Source organism: Ornithinibacillus jepli (assembly GCF_047228935.1).
Lineage (GTDB): Bacteria > Bacillota > Bacilli > Bacillales > Amphibacillaceae > Ornithinibacillus.
On record NZ_JBFEGG010000006.1, the window covers coordinates 105,269 to 124,691 of the forward strand.

The 19,423-nt window shown below is 36.7% G+C and carries 18 protein-coding genes and 8 tRNA genes; 3 read left to right on the top strand and 23 right to left on the bottom strand.

All coding sequences use genetic code 11. The annotated features are described in order from the left end of the window. Window positions 1-150: 150 nt before the first annotated feature. The 6 genes from AB1K81_RS17045 to sigW form a co-directional block, all read right to left on the bottom strand. On the bottom strand, window positions 151-1,941 hold the full coding sequence (locus AB1K81_RS17045) for a S9 family peptidase (RefSeq protein ID WP_412977885.1): 1,791 nt from the start codon (window positions 1,939-1,941) through the stop codon (window positions 151-153). 146 nt (window positions 1,942-2,087) lie between these two features. Beyond that, complete coding sequence (gene glmM / locus AB1K81_RS17050) at window positions 2,088-3,431, bottom strand: phosphoglucosamine mutase (RefSeq protein ID WP_412977886.1); 1,344 nt, start codon at window positions 3,429-3,431, stop codon at window positions 2,088-2,090. 68 nt (window positions 3,432-3,499) lie between these two features. Further along, the gene (locus tag AB1K81_RS17055; RefSeq protein ID WP_412977887.1) at window positions 3,500-4,738 is read right to left on the bottom strand and encodes a CdaR family protein; all 1,239 of its coding nucleotides are present in this window, start codon (window positions 4,736-4,738) and stop codon (window positions 3,500-3,502) included. Further along, window positions 4,731-5,552 (bottom strand): diadenylate cyclase CdaA, encoded by an 822-nt coding sequence (gene cdaA / locus AB1K81_RS17060; protein ID WP_412977888.1) that lies wholly within the window; start codon window positions 5,550-5,552, stop codon window positions 4,731-4,733. The genes AB1K81_RS17055 and cdaA overlap by 8 nt, the downstream gene beginning before the upstream one ends. Window positions 5,553-5,791: 239 nt before the next feature. Then, a complete protein-coding gene (locus tag AB1K81_RS17065) occupies window positions 5,792-6,430 on the bottom strand; it encodes a zf-HC2 domain-containing protein (RefSeq protein WP_412977889.1) in 639 nt (212 codons plus the stop codon). 15 nt (window positions 6,431-6,445) lie between these two features. Beyond that, window positions 6,446-7,009 carry an RNA polymerase sigma factor SigW gene (sigW, locus tag AB1K81_RS17070; protein WP_412977890.1) on the bottom strand — a complete coding sequence of 188 codons (564 nt, stop codon included), beginning with the start codon at window positions 7,007-7,009 and terminating at the stop codon, window positions 6,446-6,448. Window positions 7,010-7,486: 477 nt separating this feature from the next. Here sigW and AB1K81_RS17075 point away from each other — a divergent pair, with 477 nt between their 5' ends. Further along, window positions 7,487-7,645: an aspartyl-phosphate phosphatase Spo0E family protein gene (locus tag AB1K81_RS17075; protein WP_412977891.1), complete on the top strand. Its 159-nt coding sequence runs from the start codon at window positions 7,487-7,489 to the stop codon at window positions 7,643-7,645. A gap of 51 nt (window positions 7,646-7,696) precedes the next feature. Here AB1K81_RS17075 and rocF read toward each other — a convergent pair whose 3' ends face one another. The 11 genes from rocF to AB1K81_RS17130 form a co-directional block, all read right to left on the bottom strand. Continuing rightward, window positions 7,697-8,593 (bottom strand): arginase, encoded by an 897-nt coding sequence (gene rocF, locus AB1K81_RS17080; protein ID WP_412977892.1) that lies wholly within the window; start codon window positions 8,591-8,593, stop codon window positions 7,697-7,699. A gap of 145 nt (window positions 8,594-8,738) precedes the next feature. Then, window positions 8,739-9,839: a phosphomevalonate kinase gene (locus AB1K81_RS17085; RefSeq protein WP_412977893.1), complete on the bottom strand. Its 1,101-nt coding sequence runs from the start codon at window positions 9,837-9,839 to the stop codon at window positions 8,739-8,741. Continuing rightward, the gene (gene mvaD, locus AB1K81_RS17090; RefSeq protein WP_412977894.1) at window positions 9,832-10,824 is read right to left on the bottom strand and encodes a diphosphomevalonate decarboxylase; all 993 of its coding nucleotides are present in this window, start codon (window positions 10,822-10,824) and stop codon (window positions 9,832-9,834) included. Before mvaD ends, AB1K81_RS17085 begins: the two co-directional genes overlap by 8 nt. Before the next feature lie 31 nt (window positions 10,825-10,855). Beyond that, complete coding sequence (mvk, locus tag AB1K81_RS17095; protein WP_412977895.1) at window positions 10,856-11,836, bottom strand: mevalonate kinase; 981 nt, start codon at window positions 11,834-11,836, stop codon at window positions 10,856-10,858. Beyond that, window positions 11,833-13,122: a hydroxymethylglutaryl-CoA reductase, degradative gene (locus tag AB1K81_RS17100; protein ID WP_412977896.1), complete on the bottom strand. Its 1,290-nt coding sequence runs from the start codon at window positions 13,120-13,122 to the stop codon at window positions 11,833-11,835. The genes mvk and AB1K81_RS17100 overlap by 4 nt, the downstream gene beginning before the upstream one ends. A gap of 166 nt (window positions 13,123-13,288) precedes the next feature. Beyond that, window positions 13,289-13,361 (bottom strand) — tRNA-Lys (locus tag AB1K81_RS17105). 99 nt (window positions 13,362-13,460) lie between these two features. Beyond that, a tRNA-Gln gene (locus AB1K81_RS17110) sits at window positions 13,461-13,532 on the bottom strand. Window positions 13,533-13,542: 10 nt separating this feature from the next. Continuing rightward, a tRNA-Tyr gene (locus tag AB1K81_RS17115) sits at window positions 13,543-13,626 on the bottom strand. Window positions 13,627-13,663: 37 nt separating this feature from the next. Beyond that, window positions 13,664-13,739 (bottom strand) — tRNA-Thr (locus AB1K81_RS17120). A 177-nt stretch (window positions 13,740-13,916) separates the two neighbouring features. Next, a tRNA-Val gene (locus AB1K81_RS17125) sits at window positions 13,917-13,992 on the bottom strand. Window positions 13,993-13,995: 3 nt separating this feature from the next. After that, a tRNA-Glu gene (locus tag AB1K81_RS17130) sits at window positions 13,996-14,070 on the bottom strand. A 242-nt stretch (window positions 14,071-14,312) separates the two neighbouring features. Between AB1K81_RS17130 and fabI the strand changes: the two genes are divergently transcribed. Then, window positions 14,313-15,089 carry an enoyl-ACP reductase FabI gene (gene fabI, locus AB1K81_RS17135; protein WP_412977897.1) on the top strand — a complete coding sequence of 259 codons (777 nt, stop codon included), beginning with the start codon at window positions 14,313-14,315 and terminating at the stop codon, window positions 15,087-15,089. Between the two features lie 73 nt (window positions 15,090-15,162). Further along, the gene (locus AB1K81_RS17140; protein ID WP_412977898.1) at window positions 15,163-15,894 is read left to right on the top strand and encodes a YwaF family protein; all 732 of its coding nucleotides are present in this window, start codon (window positions 15,163-15,165) and stop codon (window positions 15,892-15,894) included. A gap of 218 nt (window positions 15,895-16,112) precedes the next feature. Here the strand turns inward: AB1K81_RS17140 and AB1K81_RS17145 are convergent, their stop codons facing one another. The 6 genes from AB1K81_RS17145 to AB1K81_RS17170 form a co-directional block, all read right to left on the bottom strand. Beyond that, window positions 16,113-16,667 carry a GNAT family N-acetyltransferase gene (locus AB1K81_RS17145; RefSeq protein WP_412977899.1) on the bottom strand — a complete coding sequence of 185 codons (555 nt, stop codon included), beginning with the start codon at window positions 16,665-16,667 and terminating at the stop codon, window positions 16,113-16,115. Between the two features lie 121 nt (window positions 16,668-16,788). Beyond that, complete coding sequence (locus AB1K81_RS17150) at window positions 16,789-17,289, bottom strand: hypothetical protein (RefSeq protein WP_412977900.1); 501 nt, start codon at window positions 17,287-17,289, stop codon at window positions 16,789-16,791. A gap of 137 nt (window positions 17,290-17,426) precedes the next feature. Beyond that, a complete protein-coding gene (locus tag AB1K81_RS17155; RefSeq protein ID WP_412977901.1) occupies window positions 17,427-17,711 on the bottom strand; it encodes a hypothetical protein in 285 nt (94 codons plus the stop codon). Window positions 17,712-18,289: 578 nt separating this feature from the next. Then, window positions 18,290-18,790 (bottom strand): NUDIX hydrolase, encoded by a 501-nt coding sequence (locus AB1K81_RS17160; RefSeq protein ID WP_412977902.1) that lies wholly within the window; start codon window positions 18,788-18,790, stop codon window positions 18,290-18,292. A gap of 457 nt (window positions 18,791-19,247) precedes the next feature. Next, window positions 19,248-19,320: transfer RNA gene (locus AB1K81_RS17165), tRNA-Thr, on the bottom strand. 27 nt (window positions 19,321-19,347) lie between these two features. Beyond that, window positions 19,348-19,422, bottom strand: a tRNA-Asn gene (locus AB1K81_RS17170). Window position 19,423: the final 1 nt, after the last annotated feature.

Genomic DNA, 19,423 nt, shown 5'->3' on the forward strand with positions numbered 1-19,423 from the left:
GATACCAATTTATCTTACAGGATGTAATGGCATTTGGTCAATCATTATCTCATGGTGACATTTAATATTATATGACATTTTCTTTGTTTCGTTAATTTTTAACTCCTAAAAATATAAGCACATGGATGTTAAACCCATGTGCTTCACTTATTAACCTTGATGTTTCTCCAGAAAATCAAGCATCATATTATATACTTTAATTTCATTTTCTTTCTTAGAAAATCCATGTCCCTCATCTTCTAAAACAAGGTACTCGACTTCTCTATCTAATGCTTTTAGCTTATCAACAATCTGGTCAGACTCTTCTTTTACAACTCGAGGGTCTTTTGCTCCTTGGATAACAAGCATTGGTTTAACCATTGATTCAAGATACGTAATTGGAGAATCTGTAATAAAGCGTTCCTTATCACGCTCAGGGTCTCCAACCCAACGCTCCATCATCGGTTTCCAATGTGGAGGTACAGAGTTTACAAAGGTAAATAAATCAGACGGTCCAAAGATATCGACTACTGCCTTAAAATACTCTGGATGGCGACCATGTAATAGCAATGCCATATATCCACCATAGCTTCCTCCTACAAGGAATAGCTTATCACGGTTTGTGATATTATTTTCAAATAACCACTCAATACCCGCGACACAATCTAGTCTCGGTCCATGTCCCCAGTCTTGTTCCACTAATTTCACAAAGGAAGAACCATAACCAGTACTACCTCGGAAGTTCGGTGCAAAAATCGTATACCCACGATTTAATGCACTTTGGAACATTGCACGGAACATTTTACGTTCTGAAGCTTGTGGCCCACCATGCGGCCAGAAAATCGTGTGTCCATTGTCATTCTCCGGATTTGCACGGAATAATAATGCTTCTATTTCCATTCCATCAAATGATTGATATGTTACCACTTCCGGTTCGACCATCTCTTCTTGGCTCACACCAAGTACACGGTTATTAGTCAAAGATTCCCAATCGGACCCATCAGTAGATTTATAAATATTAAACGGTATAGTAGCACTACGACCTAACACATATAAATTACCAGGCTTTGTCACCACTAGTTTTTCTAAAACATCAAACGGAGTAGAAAGTTTCTCTAACTTGTTAGAGCTTAAATCATATCGATATAAGATATCCTCTACACCTTTTTCCGTTACGACATAAAGAAGGTTATTTTCCTTATCATACTTAACGTCGCTAACGCTCTCCTTCTCTACTTGAAGTACTGTTTCAAACTTTTTCGTATCCAAATTAAATTTTGCTACATAACTATATTCTTGTTCATAGTTCGTTGTAAAGTAGATGTCCTTTTCCCCTACAAATACGGGAACTGTTGCTACATGAACCTTTTCCGGATCTGGAGTTAGGCTCACCATTTGGTCTCCTTCTTTTACAAACAGTTGAATATATGTGTTTGCGAAAAGACGCGTATAAACAAAAACATCCTCTTTTTCTGATACGCCAGCTAAGTACGTAGGACCCGCTTCCCCTTCATGTAGAAGTGTATCGGAATTGTCCTCTAAATTGCGAACCCGAGCATTTAAGAAGTTTGGGTTTCCTTCTGAAGTTACATAATATACTCTTTTCCCATCATCACTTAAATGAGTGAAGTAATACTTTTCATTTGGCTCACCGGTAATAAGCGCTTGTGGCATACCACCTTCACTTGGTAATGAATAAATTTGGTAATTTTCATCCCCGTCATTATCATATCCAGTTAAAACATAACGACCTTCAGGATCAATCTTAATGAAATTAGCAGATTGGTCTTTTTGTGCAAATAAATATGGATATGTATCTGGAAGATCCATTGCCCATAGGTTCATTTTTCCATTTAAATTACTATTAAATAATAACCTTTTTTCATCCTTACTCACTGTAAAATCACTAATAACATACGTCCGTAGGAACTGCTCTACTGTTGGTTTTGGAAAACTCAACATTTTTCTTCCCCTCCATTTTAGAAAACTGTAATTTTTTACTGCTATAAATAGTATAACGTATTTTTTATTATCTGACAGTTCTCAGAATTATATTTTTTAACGTTAACAAAAAAACTGCCCTCTTATTACGAGAGCAGTTTCTTATCTTATTTTATTCCCAGTAAATCTTCAATTACTTTAGCGATTTGTTCCGTATATTGGTCACACTCTTCTTTCGTCGGTGCTTCCACCATAACGCGAACTAAAGGTTCAGTACCAGATGGTCTTACTAATACACGACCATTACTACCTAATGCCGCTTCAACCTTTTCTACTTCCTGCTTAATTGTTGGATCGTTTAAGGCCTTTTCTTTATCCGTTACTTTCACGTTTTTTAACACTTGAGGGTAAACTGTCATCTCACTAGCTAGCTCAGATAGTGGTTTACCTGTTTCCTTCATGACGTTAACTAGCTGGATAGCAGATAGTAACCCGTCTCCTGTCGTACTGTAATCTAGGAAAATAATGTGTCCAGATTGCTCACCACCAAGGTTATAGCCACCTTTACGCATTTCCTCCATTACATAACGGTCTCCTACGGCCGTCTTCTCACTGCGCATCCCATTTTCTTCTAACGCCTTATAAAAACCGATATTACTCATCACCGTAGAAACAATCGTGTTATGACGAAGGAATCCTTTTTCGTTCATATACTTACCACAAATAAACATGATTTGATCCCCGTCTACAATATTACCTTTCTCATCAACGGCAATAAGACGGTCCCCATCACCATCAAAAGCTAACCCAATATCTGCATTCTTTTCTGACACAAACGCTTGAAGCGTTTCAGGGTGAGTTGAACCTACGCCATCATTAATATTTAATCCATCAGGAGAAGCACCAATCGTATAAATGTCCGCTTCTAAATCAGCAAATAAATGAGTTGCTAAACTTGAGGTAGCGCCATGGGCACAATCTAGTGCAATTCGCATATCTACAAAATCATTATCAATCGATTCCTTTAGAAAAGATAAATACTTATGTCCTGCTTCAAAGTAATCGGAAACGACTCCGACGTCAGCTCCAACAGGGCGAGGTAAATTATCTTCTCCATCCATTAAGTTTTCGATTTCCGCTTCCTGTTCATCTAAAAGCTTAAATCCATCCGGCCCGAAGAATTTAATCCCGTTATCTTCCACCGGATTATGAGAAGCCGAAATCATAATACCTGCTTGTGCACTAGTTGCTCTAGTTAGATAAGCTACACCTGGTGTAGAAATAACACCTAAACGCATTACTTCAGCACCAATAGATAATAAACCAGCCACTAATGCCCCTTCTAACATCGTTCCTGATATCCGTGTATCACGCCCAATTAATACTCTTGGTTTAGTAGTCTCTTTTGTTAATACGTAACCACCGTATCTTCCTAGTTTAAATGCTAATTCGGGTGTTAATTCTTTATTCGCAACACCTCTAACACCATCAGTTCCAAAGTATTTACCCATTTTTGTACCTCTCCTTTAATTCCTTACTGACAACCGGACATTTATAAATACTATTTCGAGATTAGTACCTATACTTCCTCTATTTCAATAACGACTTCTTCCGTCTCTGTCTCTATAGTGACATTTTCTGGTCCCTCTATTTCAATCGGAACGGTGTTTCTTCCCGCTTCTAGACCATTACCATTAATATATATACGAAAGTCTTCTGCGCTTAATTCTCTAACATCTTGTTCATTTCCAGTCACAGTTATACTAAGCTGTCCTTCATTAGGTTCGATAAAGTTTGCGATATACCCCTCTTGTAAGTTGTCCACCTCTACGGCAATGTTATCCAATTGCTTCGTTTGCTCGAGTTCCACTTCTACTTCGATTTCTTTTACGTCTGGGGATAAAACATTATCTGGTATTGCTAGTCCAACCTTTATCGTTCCTGATTTTTTTAGTTCCGATAGATTTATTGGCTTTGTAGTGATTTCTTCTAGATTTTCCAATATATCTGATACCGCAAACACTTCAATCTCATCTACTGAAGGCTCCATTGATATTAACTTATAGCCATCTGGTAATTCTCCTGAAGTGGCAAGACTTACCGGAACACGCTTACTAGGATTTTCAATGTCAACGGAAATGACAACCGTTGCTGGGTCGACTCTAACAGCAAGCTCATTCCCCTGGCTATCATAAACATTTACTGGAATTTCACGATTTTTAATGGATTCCGTTAATCCACCGACGTCTACATACACTTTCACAATAGCAATTCGGTCAATAATTTCTTTTGAACTTGTCACGGTAACGGTATCTGTATTTAATTCAAAATCCCCTACTTGATATCCTACAGGCAATTTATCTTCATTAATAAAATCAACCGTTACACCAACCTCATCGGATGCCTTTTTTTCTATAATGACATCAATCGTTTTTGGTTCTATATAAACAGCGACTTGATTTGGTACATCCTCGTACTCGATTTCCACCTCATGTTCACCTTCACCTAAATCTCTTAAATCGACAAACAATTCAATGTTCTGTTGTCTGACAATAGGTGTTAACGCGCTAGCTGTTCCTTCAAGTTGGACTGATACATTTTCTGGAACACCACTAACTACATACTTTTCACTATCAATTAGGATTTTTATTGGAACACTTGGCAATGTTTCTACCTGTGTAGATCCACCAAAAAGATTCGGGATAAGACTTTCATGGGCTGTGTCTGCCTCTTCTATTGATACAAACACATATAACAATATGGCAAAACCTAAGGAAATACCTCGGATAAACCATTTGCTTCGAAACCAATTATCCATTCTTTCTTCCCCCTATCTTCCAAGTTTTTTTCTCAAAAGCTCGTTGAGTAGGAGATAAATTCTCAAGTAAGTATTCTCTTAAATTGTCTTGTGTTAAATCTCTTCTTAATTCACCATTTTTAGTACCAGAAATACTACCTGTTTCTTCTGATACAACAATCGTCAAAGCATCCGTCACTTCACTAATACCCATGGCAGCTCTATGTCTAGTTCCTAATTCCTTTGAAATGAACGGGCTTTCTGATAACGGGAGATAACACGCTGCCGCCACAATTTCATCTTCTTTAATAATAACCGCACCATCATGCAGTGGCGTATTCGGTGTGAAGATGTTAGTTAAGAGTTGATGTGTCAATTTCCCATTAATCGGTATCCCTGTTTCAATATATTCACCGATACCTGTCTCACGTTCTATAGTAATCAATGCTCCTATGCGACGTTTTGCCATATAATTACATGCATGCACAATATCTGTGACTAGCTTATCAAATTTCTCTTCATCCGATTTCGTCGTTCTGGAGAATAAATTTCCTCGCCCAATTTGTTCTAACGCTCTTCTTAGCTCTGGTTGGAACAAAATGAAAATAACAAGAACTCCCCATCGGATAATTTGATCAGTGGCCCACATCAATGTTTGTAATTCAAATAACATACTGAGCAAACGTACAATAAAAACAACGACGATACCTTTTAATAATTGAATCGCCTTTGTTCCTCGTATTAACATGATTAATTTATATAGAACATACCAGACGAGACCTATATCTACGCCTATTCTTAGTAGGTCTAATATACCAAAATCCCCATTAGGCATGTCTACACTTCCTTTTATTCATCAAATTCTCTTCCCGTATTCATTTTTAGAACACGTGCTGAGTCAAAATAATAAGTAGCTATTAAAAGTTCTATGTATTTTCATTCAAAATATCGTTATCATTATACCACATTTTACTTCGAGATACGTCATTTAGTTAGTCTCAATTTCAGTTAGGTAACTTGTATTTATTTTCCCAATTAACGTAACAAAAAAACCTGGCTAATTACCAGGTTTTTCTACTCTACTGAAAATATACCTTTTACTATGTTTTGCATATGATACCATATCCATTCAAATATCCGGTTCACTTCATTTATTTCTCCATTAACACCGGCAGCATTAGCCATTAGTCCATTACCGTCTAATGCATTATCTTCGATTATTTTTCCATTTATTAAAGTAACATTACCATCGACTGTTCCATCTATTCGTAAATCACCATTTTGAACTACTAAGTCACCTTCAACCGTAACGCCTTCCGGGACAATAACCATATGCCCCTCGATTATTAGATTTTCTGGATTGGAAACCATAAGTTGAGAGTCATGCTCCCATGCCGATACTAATCCAGTAAACATGAAGATGAAAAAGATAGCAGCAGCAGTTAAAACAGGATGCATTTTAAACCAGCGCACATACTTCACATGCTTTTTCTCTACTGGTAATTGCTGCATCACATTTGCTACAAACCCCTCTGGTGCAGTCATTTTCTCTGTACTTTGAATTAAAGTAATCGTCCGTTTTAATTCATGGAGATGTTTTTGACACTCCAGACAGCCCTCTAGATGATTCTTCAATTGGGTCTCTTCTTCCGTAGATATATCCCCATCTAAGTGCTTATGCATTAATTCTAATGCTTCTTTATTACAATCCAACTGGATTCACTCCTTTTACACATGACGAAGCTTTTTACGTAAGGCTTCCCGCCCCCGATGTATTCTTGTTTTGACAGTACCAATCGGGATATCTAATATTTCACTAATTTCCTGAAGTGAAAAGTCCTCTATATAACGCAGCATTATTATACTACGATATTTAGGAGGAAGCTCAGCAATTTGCTTTTGTATATAATTCTGAAGTTCAAGTCCTTCTAATTGATCTTCTGGAAGCTTTTCATCTGTTGCTAATTGTGAGTACATATCCAATCCATCAGTACCCTTCACTTCCGCATCAAGATAATAATCTGGTTTTCGCTTACGCAAACGATCTATCGTTAAATTCGTAGCTATACGATATAACCAAGTTGAGAACTTTCTACGTTCATCATAGGAGTGGATATTCATATATGCACGGATGAAAGCTTCTTGAGCAATATCCTCTGCTTCATGTGCGTTTCCAACCATTCGATGGCAATGCTGATAAATCTTATCCTGATAAAACAAGATAATATCTTCAAAGGCAGCTTGATCCCCTTTTTTTACCTGTTTAATTTTATCTTTAATTAACAATTCCATTCCATGTACCTCCGCCTGATGCGGTATTAAACCTTACGTATCAAAACTAAAAAGGTTTCACTTTTTTTAAAAAAAAATTATCCGCTTATTTTTTTGGTCCATAGTATTTATGAAGAATATTACTAACTATCCAGCAATGAGAGGCTTGACTACACGAAGATTCCAGCAGGAAAAAAGGCATCGTTAAAGACCCTACGATGCACCCAGCGTCTTCCAGTATCGCTTCACAGCAAGCTTCCTCAGTGCAAGGCTACAGAGAAGATTACTCAAGTAATAGCCTGGCTCACCAGCCGCCCGCAGAAAGCGAATTGCGTTCGGAGCGGGACATGGCAAGTGCGATTTCATAATAGTAAACATTTTCCATTTACATTATAACGCAAAATCCATAAAAAATATGGATTTTTCTTAATTTACTATTGCAAACCAGTAAATTATTCAGGTAATATAGTTTAATGTATAGTAATAGGGGGAATACAAATGAATAAACCATTATTACAAGAGATAGAACAATGTCGCAAAGAAATGATTACACTGAGCAATAAATATAAACTCACCTCAGAAGTAGTCGTAGCAACAAGCAAAAAATTAGATAATCTATTGAATCAATACCAATTTAGCAACATTACAAATAAATAAAAAGACATCAATTTTCATCAAATTAATGCCTTTTTAAGTTTTATCTTTAGGTTATTTTAATTTTTCACCAAATAAAGAACCCATTAATCCAACAGCTAATGTAGCTGTTTTATTTTTTTCGTCAAGAATTGGGTTAACCTCTACTACTTCTAAAGAAGTAATTAACTCTGATTCCTCTAACATTTCCATCGCTAAGTGGCTTTCACGATATGTCATACCACCTAATACTGGTGTCCCTACCCCTGGTGCTTCTGTTGGGTCCAATCCATCAAGGTCTAGACTTAAATGAACACCATCTGTATTTCCCTTAAAGTATTCAATTGTTTCTTCCATCACCTTTGACATACCCATTCTATCAATTTCATGCATCGTATAAACTTTAATACCCATTTCACGAATTAACTCTCTTTCCCCTGGGTCTAGTGAGCGAGCTCCGATAATCACGATATTTTCAGGTTTTACCTTTGGAGCATAATTATAAATATTCGTTAGCCTTTCATGCCCTATGCCAAGACTTACAGCAAGTGGCATTCCATGGATATTACCGGATGGCGATGTGTCACTTGTATTCAGATCCCCGTGGGCATCATACCAAATCACCCCAAGATTTTCATAGTGCTTGGATATACCGGCTAAACTTCCGATTGCAATACTATGATCTCCTCCAAGTACTAATGGGAACCGACCTTTTTTAATCTCAGCATCGACCATTTCCGCTAATGTTTCATTCGCTTCAATAACTTGTTCTAAGTTTTTCAATTTACTTCCATCTTCATATTTATCTGGACGATTTATCGGAATATCCCCTAAATCGTGTATATCATAATGTAAACTTTGCAGGCGTTCTATCGCACCAGCATAGCGAAGTGCACTTGGTCCCATATCTACCCCACGACGACTTTGGCCTAAATCCATTGGGACACCGATTAAAGATATTTTATTTTTCATAATAAATAGCCACCTCCACAATACTATTTTACCTTAGTTTATATTAACGACTCAACTCGACAATTTTTCGAATATTTATTCATACTTACGCTTTAATGATTTTTGCAAAGAAAAAAGTATCACCACTTTTAGGACGATACCTTATCTATAGGGATATAGCTCCAAGAGGATAGGATTTGAGTTCTAACGGAGTTATTCCTTCATCCTTCCAAGTATGGACTAACATTTCTGCACTCTCTATAGATGGCATCATAGCAATACCACAGTCACCGCCACCGGCTCCCGATTGCTTAGCAGCCCCTCCCAGTTCTTCTGCTAAATCACATAGTTTAGCTATCTTCGTTGTCTCTAGGTCTGTCTCTGCCTCTTTTCCAACTGCTACTAATGCCGTTCTGTTTTGTTTTACACCACTCAATAATAGAGGAAGATCGTTATCTAGCATTCCACGGAGAATGTTTTTAACCGCTTCCTCACTGTTATGTAAAAACTCCTCATACTTGTCACGTTTCGTATTTTTTAACTGTAGTATTTGATTTACTAAATTTCCTGTTGACGCTGGACTCCCTGTCCAACCAACACGCAAATGGATGTCAGCTGGCAACGCTACCGGTTCAATTGATAAATACGGCCAATCCATTTCTATTACTTCTAATAATGTATTAGATTCATTATATCTATTTCGTAACCAATTTGCTTGAAAAGATGAATACTGAATAATACCACCAAATGCAGAAGCCGCGACGTCCGCACCAGAACCATTACCTTGCGCTGCCACATGGGATATAGCGGCAAGCTTAAAAACAAGTAAAGGGGATGGAGCTTTAGGCAAATGATATTGTAAAATAGCCGTTATAACACCAACAGCTACAGCAGCACTTGAACCAAGACCAAACTTCTTCCCTGACACTTTATCATCGAGTTCACTTTTCACTTGAAGTGAAAAATTATCAATTGAAATATTTTTTTCACTCAAATACCCGAAAGCAATTGTCATCGCTTCCTGTACAAAGTTCACACGTGTATCGGTAGAGTCAATTATTACTTGCTTATCAACAAAGTTCCAGTTCAAGTTACGCAGGTTAAACTTTTCTAATGTTAATTGATTCGTTTTATTAGCATGTATATCTACATAAACAAAACGGTTTACTGCCATTGCAATTAATTTATGATACGGCTCTAATACGGCAAATTCTCCAGCAATCATTAGTTTCCCAGGCACTTGGATTGTGATAGATGAATTAGACAAGTTCCTCATCCTCTAAATAGGTTATTCCTTGACCGACACGACTTAATTTCACCTCGGTAACACCTGGAATATGCTGCAATGTTTCTTGTATTTTTGCCTCATGTTCCGGAAGATACAACACTTTCACATTTGGCCCGGCATCGATTGTGAAATATGCTGGAATTCCAGCGCTACGTAATTGTTGCACAGTTTGCATTACTGCCATCGTCGTATCCAACCAATAGGTAAAAGGTGGATTCGCTCCTAAAGTCGTGGCATGCATTTTCAAGCAGTTAGCCTCCGCAATCTCTCCTACTTTTTCAAAATCTTTATCCAGAATGCCTTGTTTAATACCTTCTAAATCAGCCGGAATACTCTCTACCCAGCCTTTAAAAAAGGGAGAAGTTTCCACCGTTCGCTTCATCCCTGATCTACTAGATACTTTTTTCATTTTAGAAGAAAGAACGACCGCTGCAACACGAATATCCCAATGCTCTTTTGGAGCAATTGGCACGGCATAGGAATCAGAACCATCCGCCTCTACTCCCTGTAGCCATTCCGCAAAGCCACCGAAAATCGAGCGACATGCAGAACCAGATCCCTGTCTAGTTAGACGAGACAACTCTGTATCAGTTAAATTTAATCCAATAGCTTTACTAGAGGCAGCTGCAAGGGCTGCAAAACCTGAAGCTGACGAAGCAAATCCCGCAGCAGTAGGTACAGCATTAATAGATTTCACTTCTGCATAAACCTCTTCTTGAGCCAATTCACGAACTAAATTTAAAAAGTTCGTTACTCGAATGCTTTGTTCGCCTTCTACTTCTTCGTCATTTAAAAGAAATGAATCCTTTGTTAAATCAGGCTTGAACTCAACAGATGTTGTTGTAAAGAAACCATCTAATGTTACCGATAAACTGTTATTAGTAGGTAAAATTAATCCTTCATCACGTTTACCCCAGTATTTTATTAATGCAATGTTTGTATGTGCTTTTGCAGTTACTTTCATGATAGGTCCCCTTTATAAAAGCCATTTCTCATTAATCTTGTTTTCTTAATACAAATGGCCAAACGGCTTGTGCTCCAAACTCTTTTAGTTTTTCAGCTAACTGTCTAGAATGGAACTCATTTTTCGCTAATGCGATAATACAACCACCATTTCCAGCACCAGTTAATTTCGCACCTAGGGCCCCTTCTTTACGAGCAAAGTTGATTAATCGATCCAATCCTTCATCACTAACACCAAGAGCAGATAACTCATGCTGTGCTTCATTTAACATTTGACCTAGTAAATTTTTGCCAGCCTTCTCTAATGCGTGTTTAGCTAGATGGGTTAATTCCCCAATTCGTTCAATTTTGGACTGAATCTTTTTCGGAGCTTTCTTTAATAGATGTGCTACTGATTCAACCGCTGATCTCGTATCACCAATACGGCCAGAATCTGCCACAATGAAATGGAAGTCCTCACCCGGGCTTATATAGCTTACCGGATTTTCTTTCTCAAACCACACCGGCGACTCAGAGGTAATGGTAAGCGTATCAATTCCACTTGGAGAACCATGGGCGAATTTCTCTGCAATATTAGCAAAGTGTAATAATTCACTTTCGGTATAGTTTACATTTGCATAAGCAAAAAGCGATCGGATAATCGCGATTGCAACAGATGCACTTGAACCTAGTCCTTTCCCTGGCGGAATAGAGGATTTAATTCGAATAATCATATCCCTGTTAGGAAGACCTAAGTATTTCAATGTTTCTTGAATACTATTTACAATTCCATCTAACGTAAGTGGAGCCGAATCCATCGGTCCATTATAAAACGTACTATCAAACTTAATCGGACCTTTACGATATTCAATAACCGACTCCACACCAACTAATGGAAACGGGATAGCGATTGCAGGTTGTCCGTGTACAACTGCATGCTCTCCAATTAAAATTAGTTTGCTATGGGCAATTCCGGTTCCACTTTTTTCCGTTTTAATTATTTTATTTGTAATGGTTAATTTCTCTGTACTCATTTTGAATATTGTTCCACCAATTCTTTAGCTTTACCTACACGGATTTCTTTCGACTTTACTAATTGTTCAGCTATAATATCAATCATCTCCCCAGTAGCGCCAGCAGCTATTGCGACAGAACGAGAATGTAATGCCATATGGCCTTTTTGAATACCGTCTGTCACGAGAGCTTTCAAAGCACCGAGATTTTGTGCTAGACCAACCGCAACGATAATTTGAGCAAGCTCAGATGCAGATTCTATATTTAACATTTTATGCGCTAATTGTGAAATCGGGTGTACACGAATTGCTCCACCTACTATTCCGATAGACATCGGTAGTTCTAATTCCCCAACTAAGTTACCTTCTTCATCAACAGACCATTTTGTCATCGAACGATAACTTCCAAAGCGCGAAGCATAAGCATGAGCTCCCGCTTCGACCGCTCTCCAATCATTACCTGTAGCTATAATAACGGGATCAATTCCATTCATTATTCCTTTGTTGTGCGTTACTGCCCGGTACGGATCAGAATCAGCAAATTCAAAAGCACTTACAACACCATCACGCACTTCTTCCCCAGAGTATTCGCCAGTAACTAATAATTTAGGGGGGATAACACATGTTGCTTTTGCAATACAACGGTCAGCAAGGTTAGACAAAATACGTAGGTATACTTTACCACCAGTTAGCTCTTCCACAGTTGGTGCTAAAGATTCAACCATCGTATTAATAATATTTGCTCCCATTGCATCACATGTATCAATATATAAATGTACAACAAGCATTGTTCCATACTGAGAACCAGGCGAATCATTAAGGATTCTAACATCTAAATCCCTAGCTCCCCCACCTCTTGCTACAATACTTGGATATGCAGCATTAGCTGCTTCAATTAATTCGTTTTTCACTTCTAGTAATTTATGTTTAGCTGCTTCGTAATCTTTACAACCAACTACTTGAATTTGGCCAATCATAATTCGTTCTGATGCTTCTGTTTTAAAACCGCCTGCATCCCTTACAATTTTAGCGATATGGCTAGCCGAAGCTACTATAGACGGCTCTTCAACTACCATCGGTATAATATAATCTTTCCCGTTTATTAAGAAATTCAATCCTAAACCTAATGGAAGTGGGAATGTTCCAATCACATTCTCAATCATTTTATCAGCAGTCTCGATTGGTAAAGCTTCCAGGGATGATAACACGCTTAAGTCATCTTCTGATAAATCAAGTGCCTCCCTTACAAGCTCTCTTCGTTCTTCAACAGTTTTTTTATAAAAACCAGGAATCCTAGAAGATTTCATACCAACCATCCTTTTATATTGTCAGTTTATTAGCAAAAACTTATAAATATCTTTAATTTACATAATGAATTACTCTATCTATTATGTTAAAAAACAGTGTAAAATGCAAATAAAAACAAGGTTACGAAAGAATCGCAACCTTGTTTTTATTTATCTATTTAAATGATGAGCCATGAAGGATTCGAACCTTCGACCCTCTGATTAAAAGTCAGATGCTCTACCGACTGAGCTAATGGCTCATATAATTGAGTAGATCTAAGCTAGTAAGTCCTGAGCGTTTTTATAAATCAGCGGTTAGCCAATAGTTTAAGAATAAAAGTCCCAGAAAATAAAAAAAGCTGGGCTACCAGGATTCGAACCTGGGAATCACGGGACCAAAACCCGTTGCCTTACCGCTTGGCTATAGCCCAATAATCTAAATGGTGGAGGGGGGCAGATTCGAACTGCCGAACCCGAAGGAGCGGATTTACAGTCCGCCGCGTTTAGCCACTTCGCTACCCCTCCATATATTTAGCTATTTTTTTGTTTTTATACAAAAAAATGGTGCCGGCCAGAGGACTTGAACCCCCAACCTACTGATTACAAGTCAGTTGCTCTACCAATTGAGCTAGGCCGGCATGGTGAATTTCACTTATTAAGTTTTATACCTTTACCATGTGGACCCCTGCATCTTCTAGCATATTCAAGGAAGTATATGCTTCGGGGTTACTCGCAGCTAATTCGGTAGGAGTATTGCTCGTTGCTCTACCAATTGAGCTAGGCCGGCATGGTGAATTTCATATAAATTTATTAAGTGGTGGAGGATACAGGGCTCGAACCTGTGACCCCCTGCTTGTAAGGCAGGTGCTCTCCCAGCTGAGCTAATCCTCCACATGGTGACCCGTACGGGATTCGAACCCGTGTTACCGCCGTGAAAGGGCGGTGTCTTAACCGCTTGACCAACGGGCCAGTATCAGTTGTTAGCTTGTCTTAGCAGTCAACGAATTTTATTATATACAGATTTTCAACCTTTGTAAAGAGGAAAACGTAATTTTTTTAAAAAAAATTTCACTAACCCTCAAACCCCTTATTCTACAGGGATATTTCCATACAGAAATAATTATTTTTTAATAAATAAATTGGTTTTTTAATTAAAAAATGATAAATTATAGTTAGGTACTAATAGTTAATCACAATTTTGGAGGTTCAATATGACTGAACTATTAAAAAATAAAAATATTGTTGTAATGGGTGTTGCAAATGAAAGAAGTATTGCTTGGGGTGTAACAAAGTCCTTACACAACGCCGGAGCAAACCTAATTTTCACAAACAGACAAGAGAGATCATATAAAAAGCTTACTAAATTGTTGGAAGAAAACAATATTGAAGCAAAGCTTATCGTTAACTGCGATGTGGCAGATGATGAGAGTATTCAAAATGCGTTTAATGAAATAAAAGAAAAAGTTGGCGTTATTCATGGCGTTGTACACGCTGTCGCATTTGCAAATCGCGATGAATTAAAAGGGGAATTTTCCAATACATCACGTGAAGGCTTCTTACTAGCACATAATATTAGTGCCTTTTCATTAGTAGCAGTTACAAAAGCTGCTAAAGAATTAATGACAGAAGGCGGTAGTATTGTTACGCAAACATATTTAGGTGCAGAAAAAGTAATTCCTAACTATAATATTATGGGAGTCGCTAAAGCTTCTTTAGAGGCTAGTGTAAGATATTTAGCAGAAGACGTTGGTAAATATGGAATTCGTGTCAACGCAGTGTCTGCAGGTCCAATTCGTACTCTAGCAGCAAAAGGGGTATCTGGTTTTAACGAAAAGCTAGGAATGGTAGAAGAAAAAGCTCCTTTACGTCGAAATGTAGATCAAGAACAAGTTGGGGATGCTACACTATTCTTTATCAGCGATCTATCCAGAGGTGTTACCGGAGAAGTATTACATGTCGATTCTGGTTACCATATAATTGGCGGATAAATATATAAACTATAAACGCTTACTAAAATATTTTTAGTAAGCGTTATTTTCTATATAAATAGGGGTGTTGGACATGGGAGAATGGTTCAGCAATAAAGTACTTTCTTCATTTCAGTTTTTTGGTATCCACCATTTATTGATGATTTTTCTATTCATATTAGGTATGGCTTTACTATTAATCTACTCCAATAAACTTCGTACTCATCATAGAATTGTCTCTATATTAAGATGGACCTTATTTACAATCCTAGTTTCATCAGAAATTAGTTATCAAACCTGGGGAATAGTAAACGGTGCATGGAACCCGCGTGAGTTCCTTCCATTTCAGCTTTGTAGTTTAGCCGGCATTCTTACAATGCTTGCACTGCTAACAAAAAACGAGAAGCTGAGCCAAATTATCTTGTTCATTGGTATTGTCCCATCGTTTCTAGCAGTAGTAACACCAGAATTACACCATGGTTATCCTCAATTTCGATTTTGGCAGTTCTTTATACATCATCTGGTCTTATCCTGGGCTTGTTTACTTTTAGTCATTACTTCTAAGTTAAAAATCACCTTTATGAAAACGATAGAGTCTTATATCTATCTTCTTATATATGCAGGGATCACAGGATTCATCATAAATCCTTTACTTAACGCTAACTTCCTTTTCCTTGCCAGAACACCTTCAGCTAACACTCCATTAAATTTACTTGGAAATGGGTTCTGGTATTATTTTAATCTTTGTCTGGTTGGATTACTTGTATTCATTGCTATATATGGTGTTTACATGCTTACTTTTCAAGTTAAAAAGGGAAGGAAATAATTCTAACAGGTTCCATTAAGAGGTGTCTCTAGCTAATTCTCATAGTAATTCGAAAAACAGATTTCAACCAAAAACACATAAAATCACATTATAATTTACTAGAAAAGGAGCTTATTTAAATCAAGCCCCTTTGGATAATAATATTCTCTTCTTTCACTAAAGCTACCCATTAGCGCAATAAGGGACAAACTTCTATTAGCTGGATTGTTCAATAAAATTTATTTTGAAATAATATGGTAAATTAGGTTATCAGTCCATTCATCAAATTCATAGATAAAACCTTTTCTTATACATTCAAATTGCATTCCAACACTTTCTGCTAATTTTATCGAAGGAGTATTATCGAGATTAATGTGTGCTTCTATACGGTGAAAGTTTAGCTTTTTAAAAGCAAGAATTATTGCTGCTTTTACAGCTTCCTTACCGTAACCTTGTCTCCAAAATTGGTTATGAATGGTATACCCGAATCTCGCCCATTGAAAATTATCCCTCATAATTGTCGAAAAATCTATTGCACCCAAATGAGCATTATCTTCTTTTCTAAATATACCAAATACATATACTTTGTCATTCACGGCCATCTGTTGATGGTTATTTACCAATTCCCCAAACCATTCTTCAGTACAAATACTCATATCTATTTTTCCTTCATCATATTTGTGCTGTGAAGGCATCCTATTATTAAATTGGGTTAACCAATTTGAGAAATCTTCTTTAATATATGGTCTTATTATTAATCTTTCTGTCTCTGTATTATAGTTAAACCTACTCAAACAAACACCTCGTTATAATTTTTAGGATAATACTAAAACACACCTATCCCTTTAAAAAATAATTCGACTAATATTCAAATTCATTCTATATTCAACGGTGGTAATGATTTCGGGAGTTTCTCTACTCCCTTTCGGACAACTGAAATTCTCTATCCCACGATAAATCTAAACCTTCTAAGAATGAATAAAATTGATTAGAATCTACTTCTTTGTATGTCATGTGTAAGAAAGGCTCACTTATATAAATTCTATTGTAGAGGATATGCATTACCGTCGTTGGTCTTCCTTCCGAGTATGAGAGACTTAACCTAAAATTGCTTTTCTCATGACTTTTATTTGAAGTCGAAGTCTTTTTCAATTCAGTTGACATTAATTGTTCGTAGATAGATTTAATAGTAGATGAATCATCTATAACAGTTGAAAATCCTTTGTCATTTTCTACATCAAAATATGTTAATTCTATTTCAGAGATGTTCCAACCCTCTCCATGATTACTGTAATAATTCTGAATTTCGGTAAATTCATTTTCAAAACTCGTGTACCTCGTCTGGTCATAAACGATATAGGATACTACAAAAACTATTATAATACCCACAACAATTAAGAAATGTTTTTTGTTCATGCAATCCCCCTTTTTCTTATTCAACTATCCTATTCCGATAGTTTAATAACGGGGGCAACTTTCCTTCTTCAAGTAATGCACCCGTTAGCAACACAACGGCAACGACAGCTTATGATGTGAATGCTCCCGTTTATTAATTATTTTTTGTTTTTTAGCTCTAAAAGTATAGGAGTTATATTTAATAAAATCGATATAATCGTCAAAACCCATAACGCTGTTTCCATCGTAGGCACTACATCTATTAAAGCAGACCAATCTTCCACCTTTACCCAATTGGACACCATGCTGTATTGCGCAACAAGTGTAAGAGCTGTAAATGATAATCCTATTGCCATTGGCAATTTATAATCTTTACCTGTTCCATACATATAAAGATTTATGAAAGTTGCTACTATAGAAATTAGTCCCAATCCTAACCACATAACTATACCTCCATTATAATTTTATTTTAGATGAACATATGTCTACATATATATTTTAAAAAGTCCAGGTATCTTATTTCGAAATCTGCCTCGTTTGTTGAACATCAGTTAATCATCGCTCTTGCACCATCCTGCTCCTTTAGTACAACAAAATATTAGCGTTAATCTTCTTAAATTAACGCACCCGATAGCTTAAGAATGCAACCCTCCAGTTTTATATTGTTCTCTTTCAAATCTTTGTTCCAGCTCCCCATTACTTTAAGAAGAACATTGACGTTTATTCTACAATTTCGCCCCTTTGTTACACAATGCCGTTCTCTATTCCATAGTCGTTCATAATTTACTTTGTTTACCCATTTCTCGAAATCAGGGTTCGTAATATCTTGGCCGATCAACAAAACCAAAACTTTTATTATAATTATTTAAAAGTAATGACATTAGATTCTTGTGTGTAACGATGATTGTATTTTCAGATATATCGTCGAAAACTTTTTCTACAACATCCACTAATATACAAAGGTATAAAGTTATTAGCGGAAATTTAATGAATGCTCTTCCAGAAGAAAATAGGAATTATACTAATCAATTTGTTGTTTCTCATCATAATACCATTTTAAGTAATACATTATTCCAGACTTGTCCACCCAACTAAAATCTATTAAATCCTTCTCTAGTGAATGGAGTAGCTCATCTACTGGAATCCATTTTATATCTTCAGTACCGTCGCCTTCTTTAACTAAATTACCAGAGGCTTGACATCGAAAGTAAGCACCTAATGAATCTACTGGGCCAATTGTCGTTTGATAAACAGCAAAAGGCTTCATAGCTTCAACATTTGAGTCTTCGTTATTAGTCTCAATTCTAGTTTCTTCTCCAAAGATTTTTGTAATATGAAGTCCTGTTTCTTCATGGACTTCTCTTTTAAGTCCTTCCAAAAATGACTCGAATTTCTCTAACCTTCCTCCAGGTAACTCGTAAGGTGTTTTATTCTCATTAGATTTAATCCTTTTTTGTATAACTATTTCAGTTCCATTTGGTCCATTTCTTTCAATAATTGCTCTAACATTTACATATATCATGCAAGCTCTCCCTCACTTTCCCTCTTCAACTAATGGCTTGTTTGTTATACAAAAGTTAAACAATTTTCTCTCTATAATTTACCATAAATATAATTTATCCTTCTTAAACTATCCTGCCCCGACAGTTTAATTAAGTACATGTCTTCACAATAACTATCATTATCTTATCATATGATTCAGATAATTTTATTTTTATGTCCAACATTTACTTTCATTAGTTAAATTCATAACTTCATTCGCAGTGTATTCGCACCATGATTCACATACTATACAATATTTATTTTATGTTATTGATAGTGTGAAATTAGAGTTCAAATCGATTAAAAGCCATGTCATAATAAACGGAACACGTTAAAAAATTTCCTACTTCTTAGTACTTTAATGTCTATACGCTGACATATTTAGCCATAAAAAAAACAACCTAACCTCTTTAAATAGAAATTAAGCTGCTTTAAAGAGCTTCCAAGCGGACTTGAACCGCTGACCCCCACCTTACCATGGTGGTGCTCTACCGACTGAGCTATGGAAGCATATCATATTAAATTTAAACATAAAAATGGCTCCACAGGTAGGATTCGAACCTACGACCGATCGGTTAACAGCCGATTGCTCTACCACTGAGCTACTGTGGAA

Coding starts and splice junctions, on each gene's coding strand:
- AB1K81_RS17140 (WP_412977898.1), top strand. CDS start 15,163: ATGGGAGAATGGTTCAGCAATAAAGTACTTTCTTCATTTCAGTTTTTT.
- AB1K81_RS17045 (WP_412977885.1), bottom strand. CDS start 1,941: ATGTTGAGTTTTCCAAAACCAACAGTAGAGCAGTTCCTACGGACGTAT.
- mvaD (WP_412977894.1), bottom strand. CDS start 10,824: ATGAAAGTAACTGCAAAAGCACATACAAACATTGCATTAATAAAATAC.
- fabI (WP_412977897.1), top strand. CDS start 14,313: ATGACTGAACTATTAAAAAATAAAAATATTGTTGTAATGGGTGTTGCA.
- AB1K81_RS17150 (WP_412977900.1), bottom strand. CDS start 17,289: ATGAACAAAAAACATTTCTTAATTGTTGTGGGTATTATAATAGTTTTT.
- rocF (WP_412977892.1), bottom strand. CDS start 8,593: ATGAAAAATAAAATATCTTTAATCGGTGTCCCAATGGATTTAGGCCAA.
- mvk (WP_412977895.1), bottom strand. CDS start 11,836: ATGAGTACAGAGAAATTAACCATTACAAATAAAATAATTAAAACGGAA.
- AB1K81_RS17100 (WP_412977896.1), bottom strand. CDS start 13,122: ATGAAATCTTCTAGGATTCCTGGTTTTTATAAAAAAACTGTTGAAGAA.
- AB1K81_RS17075 (WP_412977891.1), top strand. CDS start 7,487: ATGAATAAACCATTATTACAAGAGATAGAACAATGTCGCAAAGAAATG.
- AB1K81_RS17055 (WP_412977887.1), bottom strand. CDS start 4,738: ATGGATAATTGGTTTCGAAGCAAATGGTTTATCCGAGGTATTTCCTTA.
- sigW (WP_412977890.1), bottom strand. CDS start 7,009: ATGGAATTGTTAATTAAAGATAAAATTAAACAGGTAAAAAAAGGGGAT.
- cdaA (WP_412977888.1), bottom strand. CDS start 5,552: ATGCCTAATGGGGATTTTGGTATATTAGACCTACTAAGAATAGGCGTA.
- AB1K81_RS17160 (WP_412977902.1), bottom strand. CDS start 18,790: ATGATATATGTAAATGTTAGAGCAATTATTGAAAGAAATGGACCAAAT.
- glmM (WP_412977886.1), bottom strand. CDS start 3,431: ATGGGTAAATACTTTGGAACTGATGGTGTTAGAGGTGTTGCGAATAAA.
- AB1K81_RS17155 (WP_412977901.1), bottom strand. CDS start 17,711: ATGTGGTTAGGATTGGGACTAATTTCTATAGTAGCAACTTTCATAAAT.